We start from the raw sequence: 25,026 nt of genomic DNA on the forward strand, positions 1-25,026 counted from the left end.
TCTATAATAATCTTTGAAGTGATGATAAACAAATGACTGATAATAAAACTTTGCAGGAGCAAGCGCCAACACTATACATTGTTCCTACTCCAATTGGTAATTTAGGCGATATAACGCAAAGAGCCATCGATGTTCTTTCTCAGGCAGACATGATCGCAGCAGAGGATACACGCCACACCGGGAAGCTTTTATCTCATCTGAATATTCAAACCAAAACCTTTTCTTTACATGATCATAATGAGCAGGAGAAGGCTTCAGTATTGGTTGAAAAACTGTTGTCCGGTCAGACGATTGCTTTGGTTTCAGATGCCGGGACTCCGTTAATCAGCGATCCAGGATATCATCTTGTCAGGCTTTGTCGTCAGGCGGGCGTTAAAGTTGTGCCACTTCCCGGAGCCTGTGCTGTTATTACTGCACTCAGTGCTTCAGGTTTGCCATCGGATCGATTCAGTTTTGAAGGTTTCTTGCCACCTAAGACGAAAGCCCGTAAAGACAGGATTACCGCGATAGCACAGGATGAACGAACTTGTATTTTTTACGAGTCACCGCATCGTATTGTGGATTCGTTGCATGATTTACAGGAAGTTCTCGGTCCTGAGCGGGAAGTAGTTCTGGCGCGGGAACTGACCAAAACCTTTGAAACCATTCAGGGATTACCATTGGGGGAACTCATTCCCTGGGTGATGGCCGATGAAAACCGGCGTAAGGGAGAAATGGTGTTATTGATTCATGGTTACCGTCGTCTGGAACAGGATGAGCTTCCTGAGGATGCGGTGCGGACTCTCAGGTTACTGACTCAGGAGCTGCCACTGAAGAAAGCTGCGGGACTGGTCGCTGAAATTTATCATCTGAAAAAAAATGCGCTATATAAATGGGGTCTAGAGCATCTGGACTGATTCGGATGAAATAATGGGGTTTGGATGGAAAAACAGACAGTCGTTTTTTCATCGGTAGACAGCGTTCCCCTTTCTCTATACAATTCGCGCTCGGAGTTGACCGGGTAGTCGCCGCTTTATTGATGTCCCTTGGTTTCGGCCGGGGAGACTGATAGAGGGGAGGAAAGTCCGGGCTCCATAGAGCAGGGTGCCAGGTAACGCCTGGGGGGCGTGAGCCCACGACAAGTGCAGCAGAGAGAAGACCGCCGATGGCCCTAGTGGCCAGGTAAGGGTGAAAGGGTGCGGTAAGAGCGCACCGTGCGGCTGGTAACAGTCCGTAGCAAGGTAAACTCCACCCGGAGCAAGACCAAATAGGCTCCCGTATGGCGTTGCTCGCGTCTGGGAGCGGGTAGGTTGCTTGAGCCAGTGAGTGATTGCTGGCCTAGAGGAATGGCTACTACCGTTGCAAAACGGAACAGAACCCGGCTTATAGGTTGACTCCGGCTATTCTTGACCCATCATGATATTCAGTCATGATGGGTTTTTTGCTTTATATTGACGTTATTAGTCCCGGATCGTTTAAACTTGGCGCAATGTCACGTCTGGTATCCGGGAATAAGGTAGCAGTGTCTCAGGCATTCTACTACCATAGTGTCCTGAACAGGTTGAACGTATTCGAACCCTTATGGCTGTTGCATATGGGATGGATTCGTGAGTAGGTTTTACGAGAGAACGAATGACGCAAACAGCATTTCAGCATATTTCCGTCCTGTTGGATGAATCAATCCGGGGATTGGACATTAGACCGAACGGTACCTATATTGACGGAACTTTTGGCAGAGGCGGACATACTCGCACGATTCTGTCTAAACTGGGACCACAGGGAAGACTTTATAGCATTGATCGTGATCCTCAGGCGATTGAAGCTGCCCGACAGATTGATGATCCCCGTTTTACCATCATTCATGGTCCTTTTTCCGGAATTGCTGGGTATGCTGAAGAATATGGGCTGAGTGGTAAAGTCGATGGCGTTCTGTTTGATCTGGGCGTTTCTTCTCCTCAGTTAGATGATGCTGATCGCGGATTCAGTTTTTTAAAAGACGGCCCACTTGATATGCGTATGGATCCGACAGCGGGGATTCCGGTATCTCAGTGGCTGAGTGAAGCTGATTTGGATGATATCTCTTGGGTGATTCGGGAATTTGGGGAAGATCGTTATGCCCGTCGTATCGCGAAAGCGATCATCAGTTACCGTGACAATGCAGAAAATGAACCGTTGTTACGTACCAGACAACTGGCTCAATTGATTTCTGATGTTGTCCCCAAGAATTATAAAGAGAAGAAACATCCTGCAACCCGCTCTTTTCAGGCATTCCGGATTTATATCAATAGTGAACTGGAAGAAATAGATCTGGCTTTAAAAGGTGCATTGTCTATCCTTGCACCTCAGGGACGCTTATCTGTGATCAGCTTTCACTCTCTGGAAGATCGCATGGTGAAACGTTTCATGCGTAAAGAGAGTAAAGGTCCGGAAATACCTCAGGGGCTTCCTTTGACTGATGCCCAGATTCAGGCTCTGGGCAGTGCCAGCCTTAAGACGATCGGTAAGGCAATCAAACCTTCGGAACAGGAAGTTGCACAGAATTCGCGTTCGAGAAGCTCTGTGCTCCGGATTGCGGAAAAACTGGCATGACTCAGGGAACAAGCAGTTCAGTCAGGCCGAATCTGGTCAGAGTCATTCTGACGGATCTTTTCACAGTGGGACGTTTACCGCTGCTGTTACTTTTTGCCATGTTTGTCACGGCCATGGGGATCGTATTTACCACGCATCAGGCGCGGCAGGCGATAACCGAGAGGGAGCGTGAGATGATTGAGCGGGAGCATCTGGATAATGAGTGGCGTAATCTGTTACTGGAAGAAACTGCACTTTCAGACCATAGCCGGGTACAGGATCTGGCACAGAAAGAGCTGAATATGATTCGTCCCGATGCCGATAAGGAAGTGGTAGTTTCTCTGAAATGAAAAACATAGAACCTTCTCAAAAGAATCACCCGCCGCAAAATAGCGTCTTCATCCGTTGGCGCTTCTATATCATTTTATTATTTATTTTTATTGCTTTTGGTATTTTGGTTGGACGCACTGCTTATATTCAGGTAATTGAGTCTGATAATCTGGTTTATCAGGGGGATTTGCGTTCAATTCGTGCTAAGACAATTCCTTCTGCCCGGGGAATTATTTCCGATCGGAATGGTGAGCCTCTGGCGGTCAGTGTTCCGGTTGATGCGGTATGGGCTGATCCGGCAACGATTTTTAAATACCATGAATTGGATGATCGCAATCGGTGGTATGCACTGGCAGATGTATTGGGTATCGAGCGTCAGGCCCTGATTGATAAAATATCAGAGAATAAGACGCGGCGTTTTATTTACTTGCAGCGTCAGGTAAATCCTCCCATGGCGAAGTATATTCGCGAGTTAAAGTTAAAAGGCGTCGGTTTGAAATCTGAATCCCGGCGTTACTATCCTTCTGGAGAAGTTAGTGCTCACTTGATTGGTGTTACCGGAATTGATGGTCACGGTTTGGAAGGGGTTGAGCGTAGTTATGATAACTGGCTTAGTGGTGAAGCCGGTAAGCAGGTTATCCGTAAAGATCGATATGGCCGGGTGGTCGAAAATATTGCGTTAGAAGCAAAGCAGGAAGGGAAGTCTTTGCAGTTGACCATTGACCAGAGGATTCAGGCTATCGCCTACCGGGCGGTCAAACAGGCAAAGGCCGACCATCGGGCTACTTCTGCTTCTGCTATTATTCTGGATGTAAAAACCGGTGCCGTGTTAGCGATGGTCAATGCGCCGTCATATAATCCCAATAACCGGACTGATTTACAGACGTTCAGGATGAGAAACAGGGTCTTGACCGACGCAATGGAGCCCGGTTCAACCATTAAACCATTTACTGTTGCTGCCGCTTTGGAAAATGGTGTTGCGAATAAAGATACGATCATTGATACCGAGGATGGTGTTTTCCGGATTGGTGGTAGCCGGGTTCGTGATGTTTCCCGAATCGGAAAAGCTAGTTTGCAAAAAATCATTCAGAAATCCAGTAATATCGGTGTTGCGAAACTTGCTTTACAGATGCCGATTCAGGCACTGCTGGGTTCATATAATTCTGTGGGGCTGGGGGAACTCTCCGGTTTAAATCTGGTTGGAGAATCGATGGGGATTTTCCCTAACCGGACTCGCTGGTCCAAGTTTGAAATTGCGACTCTGGCATTCGGATACGGGATTTCTGTAACGCCGATCCAACTGGTTCATGCTTATGCAACTCTGGGGAATTACGGACTCTACCAACCGATTCATATTATTGAGAATAACCAGCAGGATGTGTCGAAACAGGTCATTGATCCGAAATATGCGAAGTTAGTTCTCGGCTATATGGAAACGGTAACCCAGCCGGGAGGAACAGCAACCAGAGCGGCTATTCCCGGATATCGGGTTGCCGCAAAAACCGGGACGTCGCGTAAGGCAACCAAAGGTGGTTATAGTGATGAATATGTCACGATTACTGCCGGAATTGCGCCTGTCAGTGATCCCCGTCTGGCATTAGTGGTAGTTGTGAATGAGCCTCAGGGCGATGAATATTCCGGTGGTTCTGTTGCTGGCCCTGTCTTTGCAGAAATCATGAAAGGGGCGTTACAGATTATGAATATTGCACCTGATGATAATCGGCTCCAGAATAAGTGAGGATGAAGTATGAGTGAAAGGGTGACTGTTGCTGAATTGATTTCTCCCTGGCTTGAATTAAAGTCGGCGGAGTATGCTGATATTCAGGTTCAGCGTCTGGTGCTCGATAGTCGCCGGATTCAACCCGGAGATACTTTTGTTGCGGTGATAGGTCATCAAGCTGATGGCCGGCGTTTTATCGACGCTGCCATTGCTACGGGAGCTAATCTTATTCTGGCGCAGTCTGATCCGGATAATACTCACGGTACAACTGAGTTTCGGGCTTCTGTACCCATCGTATATCTGAATGATCTCAATCACCACCTTTCTGAATTAGCTGGTCGGTTATATCACCATCCGAGTCAGCACCATCACCTTATCGGCGTTACCGGAACGAATGGGAAAACGACAATATCTCAGTTGATTACTCAGTGGCTGACTTTGCTGGGGAAGAAAAGTGCGGTGATGGGAACAACCGGAAACGGTTTTCTCGAACAGTTACAGCCTGCCGGTAATACGACCGGAAGCGCAATTGACATCCAGGAAACTTTATCGTCTCTGGTCACACAAGGTGCCACTTACACGGCGATGGAAGTGTCATCCCATGGACTTGTTCAGGATCGAGTCAAAGCCTTGCATTTTGATGTGGGTGTTTTTTCTAATCTGAGTCGTGACCATCTGGATTATCACGGCGACATGGATGCTTACGCGGAGGCGAAAAAACTCCTGTTCCGTACGCATCAGTGTCAACGGGTCGTTCTCAATGCAGATGATGTTGTCGGCCAATTATGGTGTGATGAGTTTGATGAAGCAATCGGCGTTTCCCTGCTTGCCTGTCCCCAGACTCGTACGGGCGTTTGGGCCACGGATATCCAGTATACTGAAGATGGTATTCACCTTTCTTTTGACAGTTCATGGGGAAGCGGCCACTTTTCTGTTCCTTTAATCGGAGCATTCAATGCCAGTAATGTACTATTGGCTTTTACTGCGATGCTGGTACTTGGATTTGATAAAGATGATCTAGTGACCACTGCGGCACAGTTGTGTCCGGTTCTTGGGCGGATGGAGTTGTTTCAGTCCCCCGGACTGGCGAAAATCGTCGTTGATTATGCGCATACGCCAGATGCTTTGGAAAAGGCTCTTTCGGCCTTGAGAGTCCATTGTCAGGGGAAACTCTGGGCCATCTTTGGCTGTGGCGGCGATCGTGATCGGGGAAAGCGTCCGATGATGGCAGAAATAGCAGAAAGGCTGGCTGATCATATTGTATTAACTGATGATAATCCTCGTAGTGAAACACCTCAGGATATTATTCAGGATATGCTGCAGGGATTAGCCTCTCCGGGAGAGGCTCATGTTGAACATCAGCGGCGAAAAGCTGCTGAATTTGCGCTCTCTCATGCCGATGAAAACGATATTATTCTGTTAGCCGGTAAAGGGCATGAAGACTATCAGGTAACCGCTGACGGAGTTTGCCATTATTCTGATCGGGAGTCAGCGATGACACTATTGGGGTTAGCCGAATGATTCAGGTTTCATTATCGCAATTGGCAAATGTACTGGAAGCCGAGCTGTTTGGTGCAGATCTTACCATTGATTCTGTTTCAACAGATACCCGCAACATAGAAAACGGCGCTCTGTTTGTTGCTTTAGCCGGTGAACGTTTTGATGCACATGATTTTGCCGGTAAGGCCGTCGAACTGGGCGCGCGGGCACTATTGGTCCAGCGTTTGTTAGAGGTTGATGTGCCACAGATAGTTGTGCAGGACACCCGTGTCGCATTAGGGCATTTAGGTGCATGGGTTCACCACCAATGTCAGGCGAAGACTGTCGCGATAACCGGTAGTTGCGGTAAGACGACTGTGAAAGAAATGACCGCTGAAATCTTGTCACAAAAAGGCCGGGTTCTGTATACACAAGGGAATTTCAATAATGATATTGGCGTTCCACTGACATTACTTCGTTCTTGTCCTGAGGATGATTTTGCAATCATTGAACTGGGCGCTAACCATATCGGGGAAATTGCTTATACGACCCGATTAGTCAAACCGGATGTTGCTCTGGTCAATAATGTCGCGGCTTCTCATTTAGAGGGGTTTGGATCGCTGAATGGTGTAAAAGTCGCGAAGGGAGAGATTTTTGAAGGTCTGTCCTCTGGGGCGACAGCTGTGATTAATCTGGATAGTCAGGGAGAAAACTTGTGGGAATCGGTGTTAGCTGATAAGCAAGTTATTACATTTTCACGACATCATTCCTCTGCTGATTTTTATGCTCAATCCGTCTCACTGGATGAGTCTGCACGCCCTGAATTTACGCTGGTTTCTCCAACCGGTTGCCGGGAAATTCAGCTGAAAATTATTGGTGAGCACAATATTACCAATGCTCTGGCCGCAGCTGCATTAGCAATGTCCGTCGGAGCAACATTAGATGAAGTAAAATACGGACTGGAAAAAGCCAGAAATGTGAAAGGCCGGGTTGATGTTTCGATGTTGACTCCCCGGATACGTTTGATCGATGACAGCTATAATGCCAGTGTTCCGGCGATGAAGGCCGCAGTTGATGTTCTGGCGACATTTTCTGCTATGCGGTGGCTGGTTTTGGGCAATATGGCTGAGTTAGGCGATGAAAGTCTTGCACTTCACCGTCAAGTCGGTGAACATGCTGCCCCGTTTGAGTTCGATTATGTGCTGACGTATGGCGATGATGCCAGAATTATCAGTGAGCTGTGCCAGGGAGTGCACTTCTCTTCACACCAACAAATGATGGAGTATATCGGGCAGCAACTCGATAATAATCAAAATCAGGAGCATGTCTTGCTTGTCAAAGGAGCCAATAGTGCCGGGATGGGTAAGATAGTCGCTGCTCTCAAGGAGAAATACGCATGATTATTTGGCTTGCAGAATTACTACAGCCATACTTTTCTTTCTTTCGTCTGTTTGAATACCTGTCATTTAGGGCGATTGTCAGCATTTTGACTGCATTGGCACTTTCTCTCTGGATGGGACCTCGTCTGATCAAACGACTCCAGTTACTGCAGATAGGTCAGGTTGTCCGTAATGATGGCCCTGAATCACATTTCAGCAAGAGTGGCACACCGACCATGGGTGGCGTCATGATTCTTGCGTCTATTTTCATCACTGTTTTATTGTGGACGGATCTCTCCAATCCTTATGTCTGGGCGGTAATGGTTGTTCTGCTTGGCTATGGGACAGTCGGATTTGTTGATGATTACCGCAAAGTTGTCCGTAAGAATACCGATGGACTTATCGCTCGCTGGAAATATTTCTGGCAGTCTCTGATTGCATTATGTGTCGCATTTGCATTGTACATTCATGGAAAAGATACAGCTGCAACAGAATTAGTGGTGCCTTTCTTTAAGGATGTGATGCCGCAACTGGGCATGTTTTATATTGTTCTGACTTATTTTGTGATTGTCGGGACCAGTAATGCGGTAAACCTGACGGATGGTCTGGATGGCCTGGCAATCATGCCTACAGTTCTCGTTTCTGCCGGTTTTGGTGTGATTGCCTGGGCGACAGGAAATGTGAATTTTGCCAATTATCTGCATATTCCTTATATCGCATATGCCTCGGAGCTTTCCGTTGTCTGTACTGCGATTGTCGGAGCAGGGCTCGGTTTCCTGTGGTTCAATACTTATCCTGCTCAGGTATTTATGGGTGATGTCGGTTCACTGGCTTTGGGCGGAGCTCTCGGGACAATTGCTGTTCTGGTTCGTCAGGAATTCGTTCTGGTCATCATGGGCGGTGTGTTTGTGATGGAAACCCTTTCGGTAATTTTGCAGGTCGGTTCTTATAAATTGCGGGGACAGCGTATCTTCCGGATGGCTCCGATACATCATCACTATGAACTGAAAGGCTGGCCTGAACCCCGGGTAATTGTCCGGTTCTGGATTATTTCAATAGTTCTGGTTCTGATTGGGTTAGCTACACTGAAAGTTCGCTAATATATCGGTTACGGGATGTTGTCACTATCCTGAATCATATCAGTTTATGGTGAGTTTTAGTTTGCGGTTATATCTATATTATTGAGTCAGAAATAGATTTGTAATGAAGTGGTATGAGCATGAATGACTGGCAGGATGTCAAAAATGTAGTTGTCGCCGGGTTAGGTATAACCGGTCTTTCGGTGGTGAAATATCTTGGTATATATCATCCACATGTTTCCGTCAGAGTGATTGATACACGGGAGAACCCGCCCGGTCTAAGTGAATTGACGACAGATATTGTCTGCCATCTGGGTGGTTGGTGCCGTGAATGGCTGGCGGAAGCCGATTTGGTTGTCATCAATCCCGGAATTGCATTGTCAACACCAGAAATTCAGCAAGTGGTTCAGTCTGGGACGCCTGTCGTTGGTGATATCGAACTATTTGCCTGGCATATCAAGAAGCCTGTGATTGCTATTACCGGTTCTAATGGCAAAAGCACTGTCACTGATTTGACCGGAAAGATGGCTGCTGCCTCCGGTTTGAATGTTGCTGTTGGTGGTAATATCGGTATTCCGGCTCTGGATCTGATTCATGAATCCGTTGATCTTTATGTGCTGGAGCTTTCCAGTTTTCAGTTAGAGACTACGCAGCACCTGAAACTTAAAGCCGCAGCGTTTCTTAATCTGTCAGAAGATCATATGGATCGCTATTCAGATATTGAAGCATACCGTCAGGCAAAACTGCGTATTTTTAGCCATGCTGAAGCTGCTATCGTCAATCAGGATGATCCATGTACATTTCCTGATGAATTCTCTGGGCCGGTTGTAACATTTTCAATCTCACAGAATGCCGACTTTGCACTTCAAGGGGTTAATGGCCAGGAATGCCTGATGGCCATGGGGCAGCCCGTAATTGGCTGTGAACAGCTAAAATTGGTTGGGCGGCACAATCTGGCCAATGTCCTGACCGTATTTGCTCTGTTACATCAGGCTGGCATCAGTTATCGTGACGGGCTTGATGTACTGAAGTCTTACACTGGACTGACACATCGTTGCCAGGTTGTTGAAGATAATCACGGCATTCAATGGGTCAATGACTCTAAGGCAACGAATGTTGCCAGTACACTAGCCGCATTGTCCGGTCTGGTCTTGAAGGGAACATTGTACCTGTTGGTTGGCGGAGTTGGTAAAGGTGCTGATTTTTCACCACTGGCTCCGGTTTTAAATGCATTAAATGTTCGGCTTTGCTGTTTTGGACGTGATGGTGAACAGTTTATAGAATTACATCCATCGGCAAAACTGTACGACACCATGGCTGATGTCATCGCAGATATTGCGCCTCAGCTGACTTGTGGGGATATTGTGATGCTTTCGCCGGCATGTGCCAGTTTTGATCAATTCAAGAATTTTATGGCAAGAGGGGATGCTTTTGCCGATTTAGCGCACCATTACGCGTAATGTAGGATTATTGTGTCACTATTATCAAAAGCAACCTCCGGAATCATACGATGGCTGAAAACACCCAGCCCAACGGTGCTGTTTGATCGTCAACTGGTCTGGATTTCTCTGGGACTGATGTTGATTGGTTTGGTGATGGTGACTTCTGCATCGTTTCCGGTCAGCTCCCGGCTGACTGATCAACCGTTCCATTTTATGTTCCGGCAGGCAACTTTTTTACTGCTGGCTCTGATAGTCTCTGCCGTCGTGTTGCAGATTCCATTGTATCGCTGGTTTCAGTACAGTTCAGTCTTACTGGGTATTTCCTTTATTCTGCTAGTAATAGTATTGCTTGCCGGCAAGTCGGTGAATGGTGCGTCGCGCTGGATTCCCTTAGGGCTTTTCAATCTCCAGCCGGCAGAGGTAGCGAAACTCACTCTGTTTATTTTCATGGCGGGTTATCTGGTCAGGAAACATGATGAAGTCCGGCAAACTTTCTTTGGCGGATTTATGAAACCAATCATGGTGTTTTCATGTTTGGCGATTCTATTATTGCTCCAGCCTGATCTTGGAACTGTGGTGGTTATGCTGGTCACACTGTTCGGCATGTTATTTATTGCCGGAGCGAAGTTATCACAGTTTATTGCATTGATGATTGCCGGGGTTGCTTCAGTGATCGGGCTGATTATTGCAGAACCGTATCGTATCCGGCGTGTGACTTCATTTCTTGACCCATGGGAAGATCCTTTCGGTAGTGGTTATCAGTTAACACAATCGCTGATGGCTTTTGGGCGGGGAGGATGGTTTGGGCAAGGTCTGGGCAATTCTATCCAGAAACTGGAGTACCTGCCCGAAGCCCATACGGATTTCGTATTTGCAGTATTGGCTGAAGAACTCGGATTTATTGGTGTTGTTCTGGTCTTACTCTTACTCATGTGGCTGGTGATGAAAGCCGTCTTTATCGGCAAAAAGGCTTTTGAACACGATCAACAGTTTGGTGGTTATCTGGCTTTCGGTATCGGGATTTGGTTTGCTTTTCAGACTTTGGTTAATGTTGGTGCCGCTGCCGGGATTGTTCCGACTAAAGGATTGACTCTACCGCTCATTAGCTATGGAGGATCCAGTTTGATTATGATGTCGGTGGCTGTATCGATTTTATTGAGAATCGATTTTGAATGCCGTGTCGCAGATACAGAAAGAGAAATTGTAAAAAACTCAAATGACAAAGAATAAACGTTTAATGGTAATGGCTGGTGGAACAGGGGGGCATGTTTTCCCTGGGCTTGCCGTTGCAAAAGTATTACAGGCTCAGGGGTGGGAAATCCGCTGGCTGGGAACTGCCGACAGGATGGAAGCTGAACTGGTTCCTAAGCACCAGATTGATATCGATTTTATTCAGGTGAAGGGACTGCGGGGACAAGGGTTTTCTCGTTTGTTGAAAGCCCCTTTCCAGATATTGAATGCAATCTTGCAGGCGCGGGCTCATATCAAGCGTTGGCAGCCTGATGTAGTTTTAGGTATGGGTGGTTATGTGAGTGGTCCCGGTGGTGTTGCTGCATGGCTGTCAGGTATTCCTGTCGTATTACATGAACAAAATGCAGTTGCTGGTTTGACGAATCGCTGGCTTTCCCGGATTGCCCGGCGGGTATTTCAGGCTTTTCCCGGTGCTTTCCCTCATGCAGATGTCGTTGGTAATCCGGTACGCAGTGACGTGGTTCAGTTAGCTGATCCTGCCGTAAGGATGCAGGAGCGAAGCGGTCCCATTCGTATACTGGTAATGGGAGGTAGTCAGGGAGCCCGGATTCTGAATCAAACTATGCCGGAAGTCATGTCATTGCTGGATGACGGCGCATTTGAGGTTCGCCATCAGGCAGGCAAAGGAAATCAATCAGCGGTTGATGAGTTATATCGCCAGCAGGGAATTGAGAATGTGCGTGTTACCGAGTTCATTGATGATGTCGCAGAAGCTTATGAGTGGGCTGATTTACTGATCTGTCGTTCAGGTGCACTGACCGTTTCTGAAATATCAGCCGTTGGTGTCGGTGCTATTTTCGTTCCATTTATGCATAAAGATCGTCAACAGGCGCTTAATGCCGATCATCTGGTGGCTCAGGGAGCTGCCAGAATGATAGAACAACCACAACTTACGGCTCAGAAAATGGCTGATGAGATTAAGCATCTTGATCGGACCACTCTATTAGATATGGCTCAGAAAGCCAGACATCTGGCGCAGCCTCATGCAGATAAGATCGTTGCCGATGCGATCATTTCTTTAACCGAATAATGGAAAATTTCATGACCATGACATATACACCGGACTTATCCCAGCTTAGAACAATCGTTCCTGAAATGCGTCGGGTGAAGTGTATTCACTTTGTCGGGATTGGTGGCGCAGGTATGAGTGGGATTGCCGAGGTTTTACTCAATGAGGGATATCAGATTACCGGATCTGATATTGCGTCAAATGCGATCACTGACAGCCTGAAAGCAAAAGGTGCGGTGATTTACATCGGTCATCAGGCAACAAATGTTGCTAAAGCGAGTGTTGTTGTTGTCTCGACTGCGATTGATACCAATAATCCGGAACTGGCTGAAGCCAGAGAGAAGCGGATTCCTATTGTCCGCCGGGCAGAAATGCTGGCTGAACTGATGCGTTTCCGGCATGGGATTGCTGTAGCTGGTACACATGGAAAAACTACTACAACGGCTTTGGTGACACAAATCTATTCTGAAGCAGGATTAGATCCGACATTCGTCAATGGTGGACTGGTTAAAAGTGCGGGAACCAACGCAAGACTTGGTTCCAGCCGGATCTTAATTGCTGAAGCTGATGAAAGTGATGCATCCTTTCTGCATTTGCAGCCGATGGTTAGTATTGTCACCAATATCGAAGCCGATCACATGGACACCTATCAAGGGGACTTTGAAACACTGAAACGAACATTTGTGGAGTTTCTGCATAATCTTCCTTTTTATGGTCAGGCAATTCTCTGTATCGATGATCCAGTGGTCAGAGAGCTTATCCCTAAAGTGAGCCGTCATGTTGTTACATATGGTTTTTCTCAGGATGCTGATGTTCGCATAGAGAATTACCAGCAGATTGGTCAGCAGGGGAAATTTACTGTTGTGCGGAAAGGACATTCTGATTTGCATATTACTCTGAATATTCCCGGTCGGCATAATGCAATGAATGCCGCGGCAGCGATTGCTGTTGCAACAGAAGATGAAATTGCAGATGAAGCGATCCTGAAAGCAATGGAGAATACTCAGGGAACCGGGCGTCGGTTTGATCACTTGGGGGTCTTTGAATCCGGACGTGGGCAGGTCATGCTTGTTGATGATTATGGTCATCATCCGACCGAAGTAGATGTGACTATTCAGGCGGCCAGAAGTGGCTGGAAAGAAAAACGGCTGGTCATGATTTTTCAGCCTCACCGCTATAGCCGTACCCGGGATTTGTATGATGATTTTGCCAATGTACTGGAACAGGTTGATGTTTTGATTATGCTCGATGTTTATCCGGCTGGCGAAAAACCCATTGCCGGAGCGGATGGACGTTCACTATGCCGGACAATTCGCAGCCGCGGTAAGATTGACCCGATATTTGTACCGGATAGTCAGACTTTACCGGCAGTACTCGCAAATGTATTACAAGATGGTGACCTGGTGTTGACTCAGGGGGCTGGTGATATTGGCAAAGTGGCGAGACAATTAGCATCATTGCAACTGAATATTCAAAAGATGCAACAAGTGGGATAAAGAATTGAAATTTATCTGTTTCAATCGTAAGGAAGTTGGCATCAGACCTAAATTTCTGTTTTTCTTTGTTTGATACTTTTAGTGAGCTCAGTATAATCCGAAAGTTAAAGTGAATGTTTTTGCCACAATTGTAATTTGCAAGCAGAATGGACAAAGTCAATTGATGGTTGGTGGTGGACTTGAATGAAGCAAATATTAATGAGAGACCATCAGCTATCGGTGTCACCGTGGTTCAGAGAACATGCCTGGGGTGGTGTTTTTCTGTTATCGGTGGTCTTTTTTATCAGTTTATTGCTTTATTCTGCTTTAAGCTGGATGTGGGATGAAGAACGTTTACCACTATCCAGAATTGTTTTGCAGGGACATTTGGAATATGTCACAGCACATGATGTTCAGCAGGCGTTTGCCAGTCTGGACCATGTCGGAACATTTATGTCTCAGGATGTGGATCAGTTACAGCGTAGTGTTCAGGCAATTCCCTGGGTTGAGCATGCATCGATCCGTAAGCAATGGCCTGATACAATTAAAGTGTTTCTGACGGAGCATCAGATATTGGCTATATGGAATGGTCAGGCTCTTTTAGACGAACATGGTGTTGTATTTCACGGGGATTTGGGGCTTGTCCGGGGGGAGCATGTAAAGCTTTATGGCCCGGAAGATACCGGTGCCGAAGTCCTCGGTATGTGGCGGAAATATAATCCTGAATTTCAAAAGCTGGGGTTAAACATTTCTTCTTTGTTACTGAACGAGCGAAGAGCCTGGCAAATAATATTAGATAACGGTATTCGCCTTGAGTTGGGAAAAGAGTCCATCAGGGAGCGAATTACAAGATTTATTTCGCTTTATCGTTATTTTGGTCAGAAAGCTGAAAAAATAAGCTATATTGACCTCAGGTATGATACGGGAGCGGCAATTGGGTGGTTTCCGGAACAGTTAGAACAAGAGAATACAACGGATGACGAAAATGACCGATGACAACATAATTGTAGGTCTTGATGTTGGCACGGCGACAGTCTCAGCTCTGGTTGGAGAAGTGCTGCCCGATGGTCAGATTAATATCATCGGTGCCGGAACCAGCCCATCCAGAGGAATGGATAAAGGCGGTGTCAACGATTTGGAGTCGGTTGTAAAGTCTGTTCAGCGGGCAATTGATCAGGCTGAACTGATGGCTGAATGTCGGATTAGCAATGTCTTTTTATCCATTTCTGGCAAGCATATTGCGAGTCGGATTGAAAAAGGGATGGGGACAATTTCTGAGGAAGAAGTTTCTCAGGAAGATATGGATCGGGCAATTCATACGGCCAAATCGATTAAAATTGGTGATGAACAACGAATTCTGCATGTTATTCCTCAAGAATTTACGATTGATTACCAAGAAGGGATTAAAAATCCACTAGGCTTATCAGGTGTGCGCATGGAAGTGAGTGTGCATATCATCTCCTGCCATAATGATATGGCAAGGAATATTATTAAAGCTGTGGAGCGTTGTGGACTGAAAGTTGAGCAGTTAGTGTACTCGGGACTGGCAGCCAGCAATGCGGTAATTACTGAAGATGAACGCGAACTTGGAGTTTGCGTTGTCGATATCGGTGCCGGGACTATGGATATTGCAATATGGACTGGCGGAGCCTTACGTCATACGGAAGTTTTTTCGTATGCGGGCAATGCTGTGACTAGTGATATTGCATTTGCATTCGGAACTCCGGTCAGCGATGCTGAAGAGATAAAAGTAAAGTATGGATGCGCATTGAGTGAGTTAGTCAGTAAAGATGACACAGTCAATGTACCTAGTGTCGGAGGTCGTCCTTCCCGAAGTTTGCAGCGTCAAACCTTGTCGGAAGTGATAGAGCCTCGCTACACTGAATTAATGGGGCTGGTTCATCAGACGATCGATTCCGCACAGGAAAAACTGAGAGCTGAAGGAATTAAACATCATTTAGCTGCAGGTGTTGTCCTGACTGGTGGAGCTGCTCAGATTGAAGGATTAGTCGAATGCGCGGAACGAGTTTTCCGCAATCAGGTCCGTGTCGGAAAGCCGCTTGAAGTGAGTGGACTTACGGATTATGTGAAAGAGCCGTATCATTCTACGGCGGTTGGTTTACTTCATTATGCAAGAGATAGTCAAATTAGTGACGAGACGGAATACAGCGAGCCCAAGCGCCAATCTATGTCTGGACTATTTGGTCGTTTGCGTAATTGGATACAGAAAGAGTTTTAACCTGAGTGCAGGAAAAACGGAGATAACACATGTTTGAACCGATGATGGAAATGTCTGACGATGCTGTAATTAAAGTCGTTGGAGTTGGTGGTGGCGGTGGTAACGCCGTAGAACACATGGTGCGTGAATCCATCGAAGGCGTGGAATTCATCAGTGTTAACACAGATGCACAGGCACTTCGTAAGACAAGCGTAAGTGCTGTGATTCAAATTGGTGGTGATATCACCAAGGGGTTAGGTGCTGGTGCAAATCCTCAAGTAGGACGTGATGCTGCTCTTGAAGATAAAGAAAAAATTAAAGAATCCCTAATGGGTGCCGATATGGTGTTTATCGCGGCTGGTATGGGCGGTGGAACAGGCACCGGAGCGGCACCGGTTATTGCTGAAGTTGCAAAAGAACTGGGTGTCTTAACGGTTGCTGTTGTGACTAAACCTTTCAGCTTTGAAGGAAAGAAACGCCTTGCTTTTGCAGAACAGGGGATTGAAGAGTTATCAAAACATGTTGACTCTTTGATTACGATTCCGAATGAGAAGCTGCTGAAGGTATTGGGACGTGGTATTACGTTGCTTGAAGCCTTTGCCAGTGCGAACGATGTATTGAAGAATGCAGTTCAGGGTATCGCCGAATTGATTACCAGACCCGGCATGATTAATGTGGACTTTGCGGATGTGAGAACAGTCATGTCTGAAATGGGACACGCAATGATGGGTAGTGGTGTTGCAAAAGGTGAAGATCGGGCAGAAGAAGCCGCAGAAATGGCTATTTCCAGCCCGCTTCTGGAAGATATCGATCTTGCCGGTGCCCGCGGTGTGCTTGTTAATATTACAGCTGGCCTCGATATGCGTTTGGATGAGTTTGAGACGGTCGGTAATACGGTGAAAGCATTTGCTTCGGATAATGCTACAGTTGTTATAGGTACATCGCTTGATCCGGATATGGCAGATGAGATTCGTGTTACTGTTGTAGCAACAGGAATTGGAAATGAGAAAAAGCCTGATATCACGCTGGTTGCAGGTGGTAAGGCAAATTCACAATCCACTGTTTCGCCACAACAGACAAGTATCCCTCAACCGGCAGCGAAGGTCGAAGAAAAAGCGGCACCGAACTTGCAAGGAAATATTGAGTCAAAATCTCAGCCTTCATCGGCAGGTTCTCAGGGAACAGCAGGTCAAAATACTGCTCCGAAAGAGAAAGAAAGTGGTTACCTTGATATTCCGGCTTTTTTACGTCGTCAGGCTGATTGATTTGTCATAATTTGACACTGTTCACAATTGTGATAGTATTTGCGGTCGATAGGTTTATTGACCGTGATTTGTAGCACTGACATTGAGGCAAACAGATGATCAGACAACGTACGCTGAAAGAGATAGTGAAAACAACTGGGGTGGGACTTCACTCTGGTCGAAAAGTCACTTTAACTCTTCGCCCTGCCGCTGCAAACACAGGTATTATTTACCGCCGTACAGACGTTACGCCACCTGTTGATTTTCCAGCAGATCCGGAAAACGTTCGTGACACCATGTTGTGTACTGCGTTAGTTAATGATGAAGGCATTCGTATCTCTACGGTTGAGCATTTGAATGCTGCTCTGGCCGGCATGGGAATTGATAATGCAGTCGTTGAAGTCGATGCACCAGAAATTCCTATTATGGATGGAAGCGCCAGCCCGTTTGTATTTCTTTTGCAACAAGCTGGTATTGAAGTTCAAAATGCACCGAAGCGATTTATTCGGGTGAAAAAGCCAATTCGCTTTGAAGATGGTGACAAGTGGGCTGAATTAGTTCCTTATCACGGCTTCCGCATGGATTTTGAAATTGATTTCAATCATCCAGCGATTGAGTCTGATGAGCAGCGTTTACTGTTTGACTTCTCATCTCAGTCTTTCGTGAGGGATATTTCCCGGGCCAGAACGTTTGGCTTTATGCGTGATATCGAATATTTGCAGTCACAGAATCTCTGTCTGGGTGGTAGTTTTGATTGTGCAATTGTACTCGATGATTACCGTATTCTGAATGAAGATGGGCTACGTTTCGCTAACGAGTTTGTTACCCATAAAGTCTTGGACGCAATTGGTGACTTATATATGTGTGGTCATTCTATTGTCGGTGAATTCCGGGCATACAAGTCAGGACACGGTTTGAACAATCAATTGTTACGTGCGTTGCTGGCCGATCAGGAAGCATGGGAGTGGGCTACCTTTGGTGAAGAAGTTGGTTCGCCAGTCGCTTTTGCTGACCCCAACTCGGTGCTTGCTTAATCAGTAATGACTGTGAATTATAGTTTTAGAAAACCAGGCATTCCGCCTGGTTTTTTTATGCCTCATATTTATATGCTGCCCGGATGACTATTTGTATAAGCTCAGTAAATGTTGACGGAGTGAAGTCATACAACGATTTGAGATACTCTCTTTTTTAAAGGTGAAGCCATGCTGTGAATCAACAAAAAATTGGCGCTTGTTTAGCTCTGTTTTTTGTTCTTCGCAAGATGAGCAATATTTTCCAGTCTTTTTCTGACCTTTGGTGAAGCATGATCAGCGATGCATTTGAGAATATCTGCCGTTTGAGAAGAGATAATGCGTGGGTTAGGAGTCGTTTGTTTGTCAGCAGGAGATGATGGCGTCCGGTAAATTGACGGATTGATCACGACGTCGATGCTGATTAGGTGGGCAAACCCCTGACTACGTAAATGATTCAGGATCTGTAAGCGCTCATAGTCAACTTTCATTTTGATTGCTGCACTGGCAACTTCTAAGACCAAATGCCCGCGGCGAAGATTTGCCACCCGAACATAAGACTGAGTACCCATCGGTAAGAGTGGCAGAATGATCTTGCTGAGCTGATTGATCGACTCTGCGTGTTTCTGAATCTCTTTCAGCTTTGAATGGCTGATTAACTCATTTGCCGCTGTTGGACGGTGGTCTCTCATCATAAGTTCCGGTAATAATAACGCGTTACTATTATTTTATTGTATATTAAATCAGAATCGGGTGCGTATTCTTGGGCACCTTCCCCCGTTTTTCAGACATTTCACTATTACAATCAAACAAATCGTTGGTGATATTGGTGATCGATCTAAAAATTCCTTACACTATACCCTTCTTAACAAAGGATTGCCTTGAAAAACCATCGATAAGCCTCAATATCGGATAGACATGATTTATCTCAGTACACTTAGTTGATGACTGGTAGAGACTGATGGCACAAGAATAGATCTCAAGTGATCTAAGCATAGAGAGATTCGTATTAAAATGATAACTAAGCTACTGACTAAGGTTATTGGTAGCCGCAATGATAGAACATTGCGTCGCCTGAGAAAAATTGTCAAAGAAATCAATAACTATGAACCGACGTATGAAGCATTCTCAGATGAAGATTTAAAAGCGAAAACGATCGAGTTTCGTGAGCGTCTTGCGCAGGGTGAAACTCTTGAACAGCTCCTTCCTGAAGCATTTGCGACAGTGCGTGAAGCATCTAAACGTGTGTTTGGTATGCGCCATTTCGATGTTCAGCTCATTGGTGGGATGGTTCTGAACGGCGGACAAATCGCTGAGATGCGTACCGGGGAAGGTAAAACACTGACAGCAACATTATCTGCTTATCTGAATGCCTTACCAGGATATGGTGTTCATGTTGTAACAGTGAACGATTATCTGGCAAAACGGGATGCGGAAACAAACCGACCGCTGTTTGAATTCTTAGGAATGACAGTTGGTGTGAATGTTCCCGGCATGATGCCACAAGAGAAACAGCAGGCTTATCTGGCTGATATCCTTTACGGAACAAACAATGAGTTTGGTTTCGATTACTTACGTGACAATATGGCGTTTCGTAAAGAAGACCGAGTACAGAGAGCTCGCTTTTTTGCGATTGTCGATGAAGTTGACTCAATCCTGATTGATGAGGCCAGAACACCGCTGATTATTTCTGGGCCGGCAGAAGACAGTTCTGAGCTTTATACCCGTATCAATACCCTGATTCCTTCGCTGGAAAAACAAGATAAAGAAGATTCGGAAGAGTACCGGGGAACCGGGCATTACACCGTTGATGAGAAAGCGAAGCAGGTTTATCTGACTGAAACCGGGCAGGAATATGTCGAAGAACTGCTAGTTAAAAACGGGCTGATGAATGAAGGGGATACTTTGTATTCTCCGGCAAATATCAGTTTGTTACATCACGTCAATGCCGCACTCCGTGCTCATGTTTTGTTTGAGAAGGATGTTGATTACATTGTTTCAAACGAAGGTGAAGTCATTATCGTTGATGAACATACCGGCCGGACAATGCCGGGACGCCGTTGGTCCGATGGCCTGCATCAGGCGGTTGAAGCGAAGGAAGGGGTGAAAATTCAGAATGAAAACCAGACACTAGCATCGATTACCTTCCAGAACTATTTCCGTCTTTATGAAAAACTCTCGGGAATGACCGGAACAGCAGATACTGAAGCGTTCGAATTTCAGAGCATTTATGGTTTAGAAACAGTGGTCATTCCGACTAACAAACCAATGATTCGTGATGATATGGCGGATGTGGTTTACCGGACTGAGGCTGAGAAATTTGCCGCAATCATTGAAGATATCAAAGATCGTGTGCAGCAAGGCCAGCCGATTCTGGTAGGGACTATTTCAATCGAGAAATCTGAGTTATTGTCTCAGGCTCTGAAAAAGGCCAAAGTGAAACACAACGTACTGAACGCGAAGTTTCACGAGAAGGAAGCTGAAATCGTGGCCGAAGCCGGTAAGCCGGGAGCTGTCACAATTGCGACCAATATGGCAGGTCGTGGTACGGATATCGTGCTGGGCGGAAGCTGGCAGTCAAAAGTTGATGCGCTGGATAATCCGACTCAGGAACAAGTTGAGAACATCAAAGCTGAATGGCAGAAAATCCATGAGCAGGTGCTTGAGGCCGGCGGTTTACATATCATTGGTACCGAGCGACATGAGTCTCGCCGGATTGATAACCAGCTGCGTGGACGTTCCGGGCGTCAGGGCGATCCGGGGTCATCTCGTTTTTATCTTTCAATGGAAGATGCGCTTCTGCGTATCTTTACTTCCGATCGCATGGCAGGTCTGATTCAGAGTGGCATGGACGAAGGAGAAGCGATTGAAAGTAAGTTGCTTTCTCGCTCGATTGAAAAAGCGCAGCGTAAGGTTGAAGGTCGTAACTTCGATATTCGTAAGCAATTGCTTGAGTATGATGATGTTGCCAACGATCAGCGTAAGGTTGTCTATGAACTGCGTGACGAATTGATGGAAGCTCCGGATATTCAGGAGATGATCGATCAGAACCGTTTCGATGTCTTTACTGCTGTGATTGATGAGTATATTCCACCTCAGTCACTGGAAGATATGTGGAACATTCAGGGATTACAGGATCGCCTGAAGCATGATTTTGATCTGGATTTGCCGATTCAGAGTTGGTTGGATGAAGATGATAAACTTTACGAAGAAGTACTTCGTGAACGTATCATTGAAGAAGCCGCGAAAATTTACCGGGACAAAGAAGCGCTGGTTGGTGCGGAAGTTCTGCGTAATTTTGAAAAATCCGTCATGCTGCAAACGCTGGACACGTTATGGAAAGAGCATTTGGCTGCAATGGATCACTTACGTCAGGGGATTCACCTGCGTGGTTATGCTCAGAAGAACCCAAAACAGGAGTACAAGCGGGAATCGTTTGAACTATTTGAGGAGTTGTTAGAATCACTGAAGTCTGACGTGATTACAATTCTGTCCAGAGTGCGGGTTCAGCAACCAGAAGAAGTTGATGAAATGGAAGCACGTCGTCAGGCTCAGGCCGAAGAAGCTGCACGTTATGCTCAGGCACAGCATGCTGCAAGTGAGTCTTTAGATGGCGATGAGTTGCAGGAAGGACATCAACCGCTGGTTCGTGAAGAACGGAAAGTTGGTCGCAATGAGCCTTGCCCATGTGGTAGTGGTAAAAAGTATAAGCAGTGCCATGGGCGTATTGCATAACAATTCAATGTTGATTGAGAGCCGCTGATAATAGCGGCTCTTTTTTTACCGTTGAATTATCGTTAGACTCGTTAGGTTCGCATTTGTAAGAGGAAGGTATGAAAAGAACACATATTGTTGCTGCGATCATCTTTAATCAGGAAAAATCACAGGTTTATATTACAAAGCGGCCTGATCATTTGCACAAAGGTGGATTCTGGGAATTTCCCGGAGGGAAAGTTGAAGCTGGTGAATCTACTGAACAGGCAATCTCACGTGAGCTGGATGAAGAGATCGGTATTCAGATTGTCGCTCAGCAGCCTTATCGGCATCTGACGCATGATTATCCGGATAAGTCTCTGGTCTTTGATTTTATATGTATTTCGGATTTCACTGGAGAACCCTACGGAAAAGAAGGTCAGCAAGGACAATGGGTTCATGTTGCCGATTTGACCAATTATCATTTTCCCGAAGCCAATGAACCGATAGTTGAGCAAGTGATGCGTGAATTTTCCCGCTAATCCGGGAAAGCATGTATTGATAAAACGAAATTTGATCATGAAAGGTCAACACGCCCTAGCCACATTCATATAATGTTGGTAGTTTAGATGAATGAGTCTATACATATGAAATACGAGTGGAATATTCGATTCGTATCTGAGCAGAATGGAGAAGTAAGCAATGGTTAAAATTGCGATAGCAGGTGCTGCCGGCCGGATGGGCCGCAACCTTGTCAAAGCTACACATCATCATGAAGCAGCATCAGTTGGTGCAGGTTCTGAGCGTCCTGAATCGTCACTGGTTGGTGTCGACGTCGGAGAGTTATGCGGTGAAGGTCATTTTGGTGTCACTCTAGTCGATAACCTGGAAAATGCCGTTGATAATTTTGATGTCATTATCGACTTTACGTCTCCAGCCAGTACGTTGGCAAATTTGGCACTGTGTAAGAAACACGGCAAAAAAATTGTTATCGGTACAACCGGTTTTTCTGAAAGTGAGAAAGAACAGATCGATCAGGCTGCACAAGAGATTCCGGTTGTGATGGCTCCTAATTATAGCGTTGGCGTCAATCTGATGTTCAAGCTACTGGAAAAAGCAGCCAAAGTGATGGGAAGTTATTGTGACATCGAAATTGTAGAAGCACACCATCGCTATAAAGTTGATGCGCCGTCCGGTACTGCTTTAGGTATGGGAGAAGCTATTGCTAAAGCAATGGGTAATGAACTGAAAGATGTTGCCGTATATGCCAGAGAGGGAATTACCGGAGAAAGAAGCCGGGAAGAGATTGGTTTCGCAACTATTCGGGCTGGTGATATTGTTGGAGAACATACTGCGATGTTTGCTGATATCGGTGAACGGGTTGAGATTTCACACAAGGCCTCAGATCGTATGACTTTCGCCAATGGCGCGGTGAAAGCTGCGATATGGTTATCAGAAAAGCCTGCGGGTTTTTATACTATGACCGATGTGCTTTCTCTGGATCAGCTTTAAATACATAATTATGCGCCAGATACGTCTGGCGTATCTCATTTTTGGGGGGATGAAAAACTTTATTTTTACTTCACGAACTTGTAAGCATGAGTCATTTTTATTTCGGATAATAAAAGATATGCTGTTTTATTTATGCTAAAGGCAAGAAAAGTTATATTTTTGTGCGTCCGTTATCGATTGCGTTAGTCTGTTCATTTTTTTTGATGGGTTTCTTTCTACTTTTCTCCATTTTTCACATATATTTCTCTTATGACGTTTGATAATGCATATTTAATGTGTGTTTTTACTCTGTTCATTCTGTTTTTTTATATAACGCGGCAAAAAAGTATATTTGATAAATTTTAAACATTGACAGAAATCACACCTGTCTATAAAATGCGTCTAATTTGTCCGAAATACGCTATGACTCTGTTTCATGGCTGTTAAGGAAGGCAAATTTGCAGTTTAATCTAATTTTTTTGCATTTTTATTCTGGAGGTTGTCTTGAGCAAGTCAGCACTGTTAGTCCTAGAAGATGGGACAGTGTTCCACGGACTGTCCATTGGCGCAGATGGCGTTTCCGTTGGTGAAGTCGTTTTTAATACCTCGATGACGGGGTATCAAGAAATCCTCACTGATCCTTCCTACTCTCAACAAATCGTTACGCTTACTTATCCCCACATCGGTAATACCGGTACAAATACTGAAGATGAAGAATCCTCCGCAGTGCATGCTCAGGGACTGATCATTCGCGATCTTCCGTTGATTGCATCCAATTTCCGGAGCGAGCAAAGCTTATCTGAGTATCTGAATACCAAGAATATTGTCGGTATTGCAGATATCGATACCCGAAAGCTCACACGGATTTTACGTGAGAAAGGTGCTCAGAGTGGCTGCATTATGGCGGGTGAAAATCTGGATGAAGCACTTGCTTTAGCAAAAGCAAAAGAGTTTCCCGGCCTGAAAGGTATGGATTTAGCTAAGGTTGTGACGACTAAAGAAGCTTATGAGTGGACACAAGGATCCTGGTCTTTGGAAAATGGACTCCCTCAGGCTAAAAATGAAAGTGAGCTACCTTATCATGTTGTCGCGTATGATTTTGGCGCGAAAAGAAATATTCTGCGTATGTTGGTTGATCGGGGATGCCGCCTGACAGTTGTTCCGGCTGAAACTCCGGCTGAAACTGTTTTAGCCATGAATCCTGATGGTATTTTCCTGTCCAACGGACCCGGAGACCCGGAACCTTGTACTTACGCGATTGAAGCAACACAGGCCTTTTTGGAAAAAGGACTACCTGTCTTTGGTATCTGTTTAGGACACCAGATTCTCGCTCTTGCATCCGGCGCTAAAACTATCAAGATGAAATTTGGTCACCATGGCGCGAACCATCCGGTAAAAGATATCGAACGGGATGTTGTGATGATTACCTCGCAAAACCATGGTTTTGCTGCGGATGAAGAGAGTTTGCCTGCCAATCTGAAAGCAACACATAAGTCGTTGTTTGACGGATCACTTCAGGGAATTCATCGCACGGATAAACCTGCGTTTAGTTTCCAGGGGCATCCGGAAGCGAGCCCGGGGCCACATGATGCTGCGCCTCTATTTGATCACTTTATTGAACTTATTCAACAACACCGTGCTTAATTCGGAGCAAGTAAA

At 45.8% G+C, this 25,026-nt stretch carries 21 protein-coding genes and 1 other RNA gene; 21 read left to right on the forward strand and 1 reads right to left on the reverse strand.

Features of this window, described 5'->3' with window-relative positions:
* Window positions 1-32 precede the first annotated feature (32 nt).
* The 17 genes from rsmI (at window position 33) to lpxC (ending at window position 18,207) form a co-directional block, all read left to right on the forward strand.
* Complete coding sequence (gene rsmI / locus OCU74_RS03615) at window positions 33-896, forward strand: 16S rRNA (cytidine(1402)-2'-O)-methyltransferase (RefSeq protein WP_087480288.1); 864 nt, start codon at window positions 33-35, stop codon at window positions 894-896.
* 92 nt (window positions 897-988) lie between these two features.
* An RNA gene (gene rnpB / locus OCU74_RS03620) (RNase P RNA component class A) lies at window positions 989-1,381 on the forward strand.
* Window positions 1,382-1,408: 27 nt separating this feature from the next.
* A complete protein-coding gene (locus OCU74_RS03625; RefSeq protein WP_143693155.1) occupies window positions 1,409-1,594 on the forward strand; it encodes a hypothetical protein in 186 nt (61 codons plus the stop codon).
* Window positions 1,595-1,611: 17 nt separating this feature from the next.
* Window positions 1,612-2,568: a 16S rRNA (cytosine(1402)-N(4))-methyltransferase RsmH gene (rsmH, locus tag OCU74_RS03630; protein WP_087480289.1), complete on the forward strand. Its 957-nt coding sequence runs from the start codon at window positions 1,612-1,614 to the stop codon at window positions 2,566-2,568.
* Window positions 2,565-2,897 carry a cell division protein FtsL gene (gene ftsL, locus OCU74_RS03635; RefSeq protein WP_087480290.1) on the forward strand — a complete coding sequence of 111 codons (333 nt, stop codon included), beginning with the start codon at window positions 2,565-2,567 and terminating at the stop codon, window positions 2,895-2,897. The genes rsmH and ftsL overlap by 4 nt, the downstream gene beginning before the upstream one ends.
* A complete protein-coding gene (locus OCU74_RS03640; RefSeq protein WP_087480291.1) occupies window positions 2,894-4,615 on the forward strand; it encodes a penicillin-binding transpeptidase domain-containing protein in 1,722 nt (573 codons plus the stop codon). The genes ftsL and OCU74_RS03640 overlap by 4 nt, the downstream gene beginning before the upstream one ends.
* Window positions 4,616-4,624: 9 nt before the next feature.
* Window positions 4,625-6,118, forward strand: coding sequence for a UDP-N-acetylmuramoyl-L-alanyl-D-glutamate--2,6-diaminopimelate ligase (gene murE, locus OCU74_RS03645; RefSeq protein WP_087480292.1), 1,494 nt, complete (start codon window positions 4,625-4,627; stop codon window positions 6,116-6,118).
* On the forward strand, window positions 6,115-7,476 hold the full coding sequence (gene murF / locus OCU74_RS03650; RefSeq protein ID WP_087480293.1) for a UDP-N-acetylmuramoyl-tripeptide--D-alanyl-D-alanine ligase: 1,362 nt from the start codon (window positions 6,115-6,117) through the stop codon (window positions 7,474-7,476). The genes murE and murF overlap by 4 nt, the downstream gene beginning before the upstream one ends.
* Complete coding sequence (mraY, locus tag OCU74_RS03655; protein WP_087480294.1) at window positions 7,473-8,555, forward strand: phospho-N-acetylmuramoyl-pentapeptide-transferase; 1,083 nt, start codon at window positions 7,473-7,475, stop codon at window positions 8,553-8,555. Before murF ends, mraY begins: the two co-directional genes overlap by 4 nt.
* A gap of 119 nt (window positions 8,556-8,674) precedes the next feature.
* Window positions 8,675-9,994 carry a UDP-N-acetylmuramoyl-L-alanine--D-glutamate ligase gene (murD, locus tag OCU74_RS03660; RefSeq protein WP_087480727.1) on the forward strand — a complete coding sequence of 440 codons (1,320 nt, stop codon included), beginning with the start codon at window positions 8,675-8,677 and terminating at the stop codon, window positions 9,992-9,994.
* Between the two features lie 54 nt (window positions 9,995-10,048).
* Window positions 10,049-11,206: a cell division protein FtsW gene (gene ftsW, locus OCU74_RS03665; protein ID WP_200807701.1), complete on the forward strand. Its 1,158-nt coding sequence runs from the start codon at window positions 10,049-10,051 to the stop codon at window positions 11,204-11,206.
* Window positions 11,193-12,257: an undecaprenyldiphospho-muramoylpentapeptide beta-N-acetylglucosaminyltransferase gene (gene murG, locus OCU74_RS03670; protein WP_087480295.1), complete on the forward strand. Its 1,065-nt coding sequence runs from the start codon at window positions 11,193-11,195 to the stop codon at window positions 12,255-12,257. Before ftsW ends, murG begins: the two co-directional genes overlap by 14 nt.
* 11 nt (window positions 12,258-12,268) lie before the next feature.
* On the forward strand, window positions 12,269-13,732 hold the full coding sequence (gene murC, locus OCU74_RS03675; RefSeq protein WP_087480296.1) for a UDP-N-acetylmuramate--L-alanine ligase: 1,464 nt from the start codon (window positions 12,269-12,271) through the stop codon (window positions 13,730-13,732).
* A gap of 183 nt (window positions 13,733-13,915) precedes the next feature.
* A complete protein-coding gene (locus OCU74_RS03680; RefSeq protein ID WP_087480297.1) occupies window positions 13,916-14,707 on the forward strand; it encodes a cell division protein FtsQ/DivIB in 792 nt (263 codons plus the stop codon).
* On the forward strand, window positions 14,688-15,950 hold the full coding sequence (gene ftsA / locus OCU74_RS03685; protein WP_087480298.1) for a cell division protein FtsA: 1,263 nt from the start codon (window positions 14,688-14,690) through the stop codon (window positions 15,948-15,950). The genes OCU74_RS03680 and ftsA overlap by 20 nt, the downstream gene beginning before the upstream one ends.
* Window positions 15,951-15,979: 29 nt before the next feature.
* A complete protein-coding gene (ftsZ, locus tag OCU74_RS03690) occupies window positions 15,980-17,194 on the forward strand; it encodes a cell division protein FtsZ (RefSeq protein ID WP_087480299.1) in 1,215 nt (404 codons plus the stop codon).
* A gap of 95 nt (window positions 17,195-17,289) precedes the next feature.
* Window positions 17,290-18,207 carry a UDP-3-O-acyl-N-acetylglucosamine deacetylase gene (gene lpxC, locus OCU74_RS03695; RefSeq protein WP_087480300.1) on the forward strand — a complete coding sequence of 306 codons (918 nt, stop codon included), beginning with the start codon at window positions 17,290-17,292 and terminating at the stop codon, window positions 18,205-18,207.
* Window positions 18,208-18,407: 200 nt separating this feature from the next.
* On the opposite strand, the gene OCU74_RS03700 is transcribed toward lpxC, so the two are convergent.
* Window positions 18,408-18,875, reverse strand: a complete 468-nt coding sequence (locus OCU74_RS03700) for a DUF721 domain-containing protein (protein WP_087480301.1) — start codon at window positions 18,873-18,875, stop codon at window positions 18,408-18,410.
* A gap of 322 nt (window positions 18,876-19,197) precedes the next feature.
* On the opposite strand from OCU74_RS03700, the gene secA reads away from it, so the two are divergent.
* From secA to carA, 4 genes are all read left to right on the forward strand, one after another.
* Entirely contained in the window at window positions 19,198-21,918 is a 2,721-nt protein-coding gene (gene secA / locus OCU74_RS03705; RefSeq protein ID WP_087480302.1) for a preprotein translocase subunit SecA, read from the forward strand.
* A gap of 98 nt (window positions 21,919-22,016) precedes the next feature.
* Window positions 22,017-22,418, forward strand: coding sequence for an 8-oxo-dGTP diphosphatase MutT (gene mutT, locus OCU74_RS03710; RefSeq protein WP_087480303.1), 402 nt, complete (start codon window positions 22,017-22,019; stop codon window positions 22,416-22,418).
* A gap of 160 nt (window positions 22,419-22,578) precedes the next feature.
* Window positions 22,579-23,388, forward strand: a complete 810-nt coding sequence (gene dapB / locus OCU74_RS03715; RefSeq protein WP_087480304.1) for a 4-hydroxy-tetrahydrodipicolinate reductase — start codon at window positions 22,579-22,581, stop codon at window positions 23,386-23,388.
* Window positions 23,389-23,871: 483 nt separating this feature from the next.
* A complete protein-coding gene (carA, locus tag OCU74_RS03720; RefSeq protein WP_087480305.1) occupies window positions 23,872-25,011 on the forward strand; it encodes a glutamine-hydrolyzing carbamoyl-phosphate synthase small subunit in 1,140 nt (379 codons plus the stop codon).
* The last annotated feature ends 15 nt before the right edge of the window (window positions 25,012-25,026 follow it).

The sequence above is a fragment of the Vibrio mangrovi genome (assembly GCF_024346955.1).
GTDB classification, from domain to species: Bacteria; Pseudomonadota; Gammaproteobacteria; order Enterobacterales; family Vibrionaceae; genus Vibrio; species Vibrio mangrovi.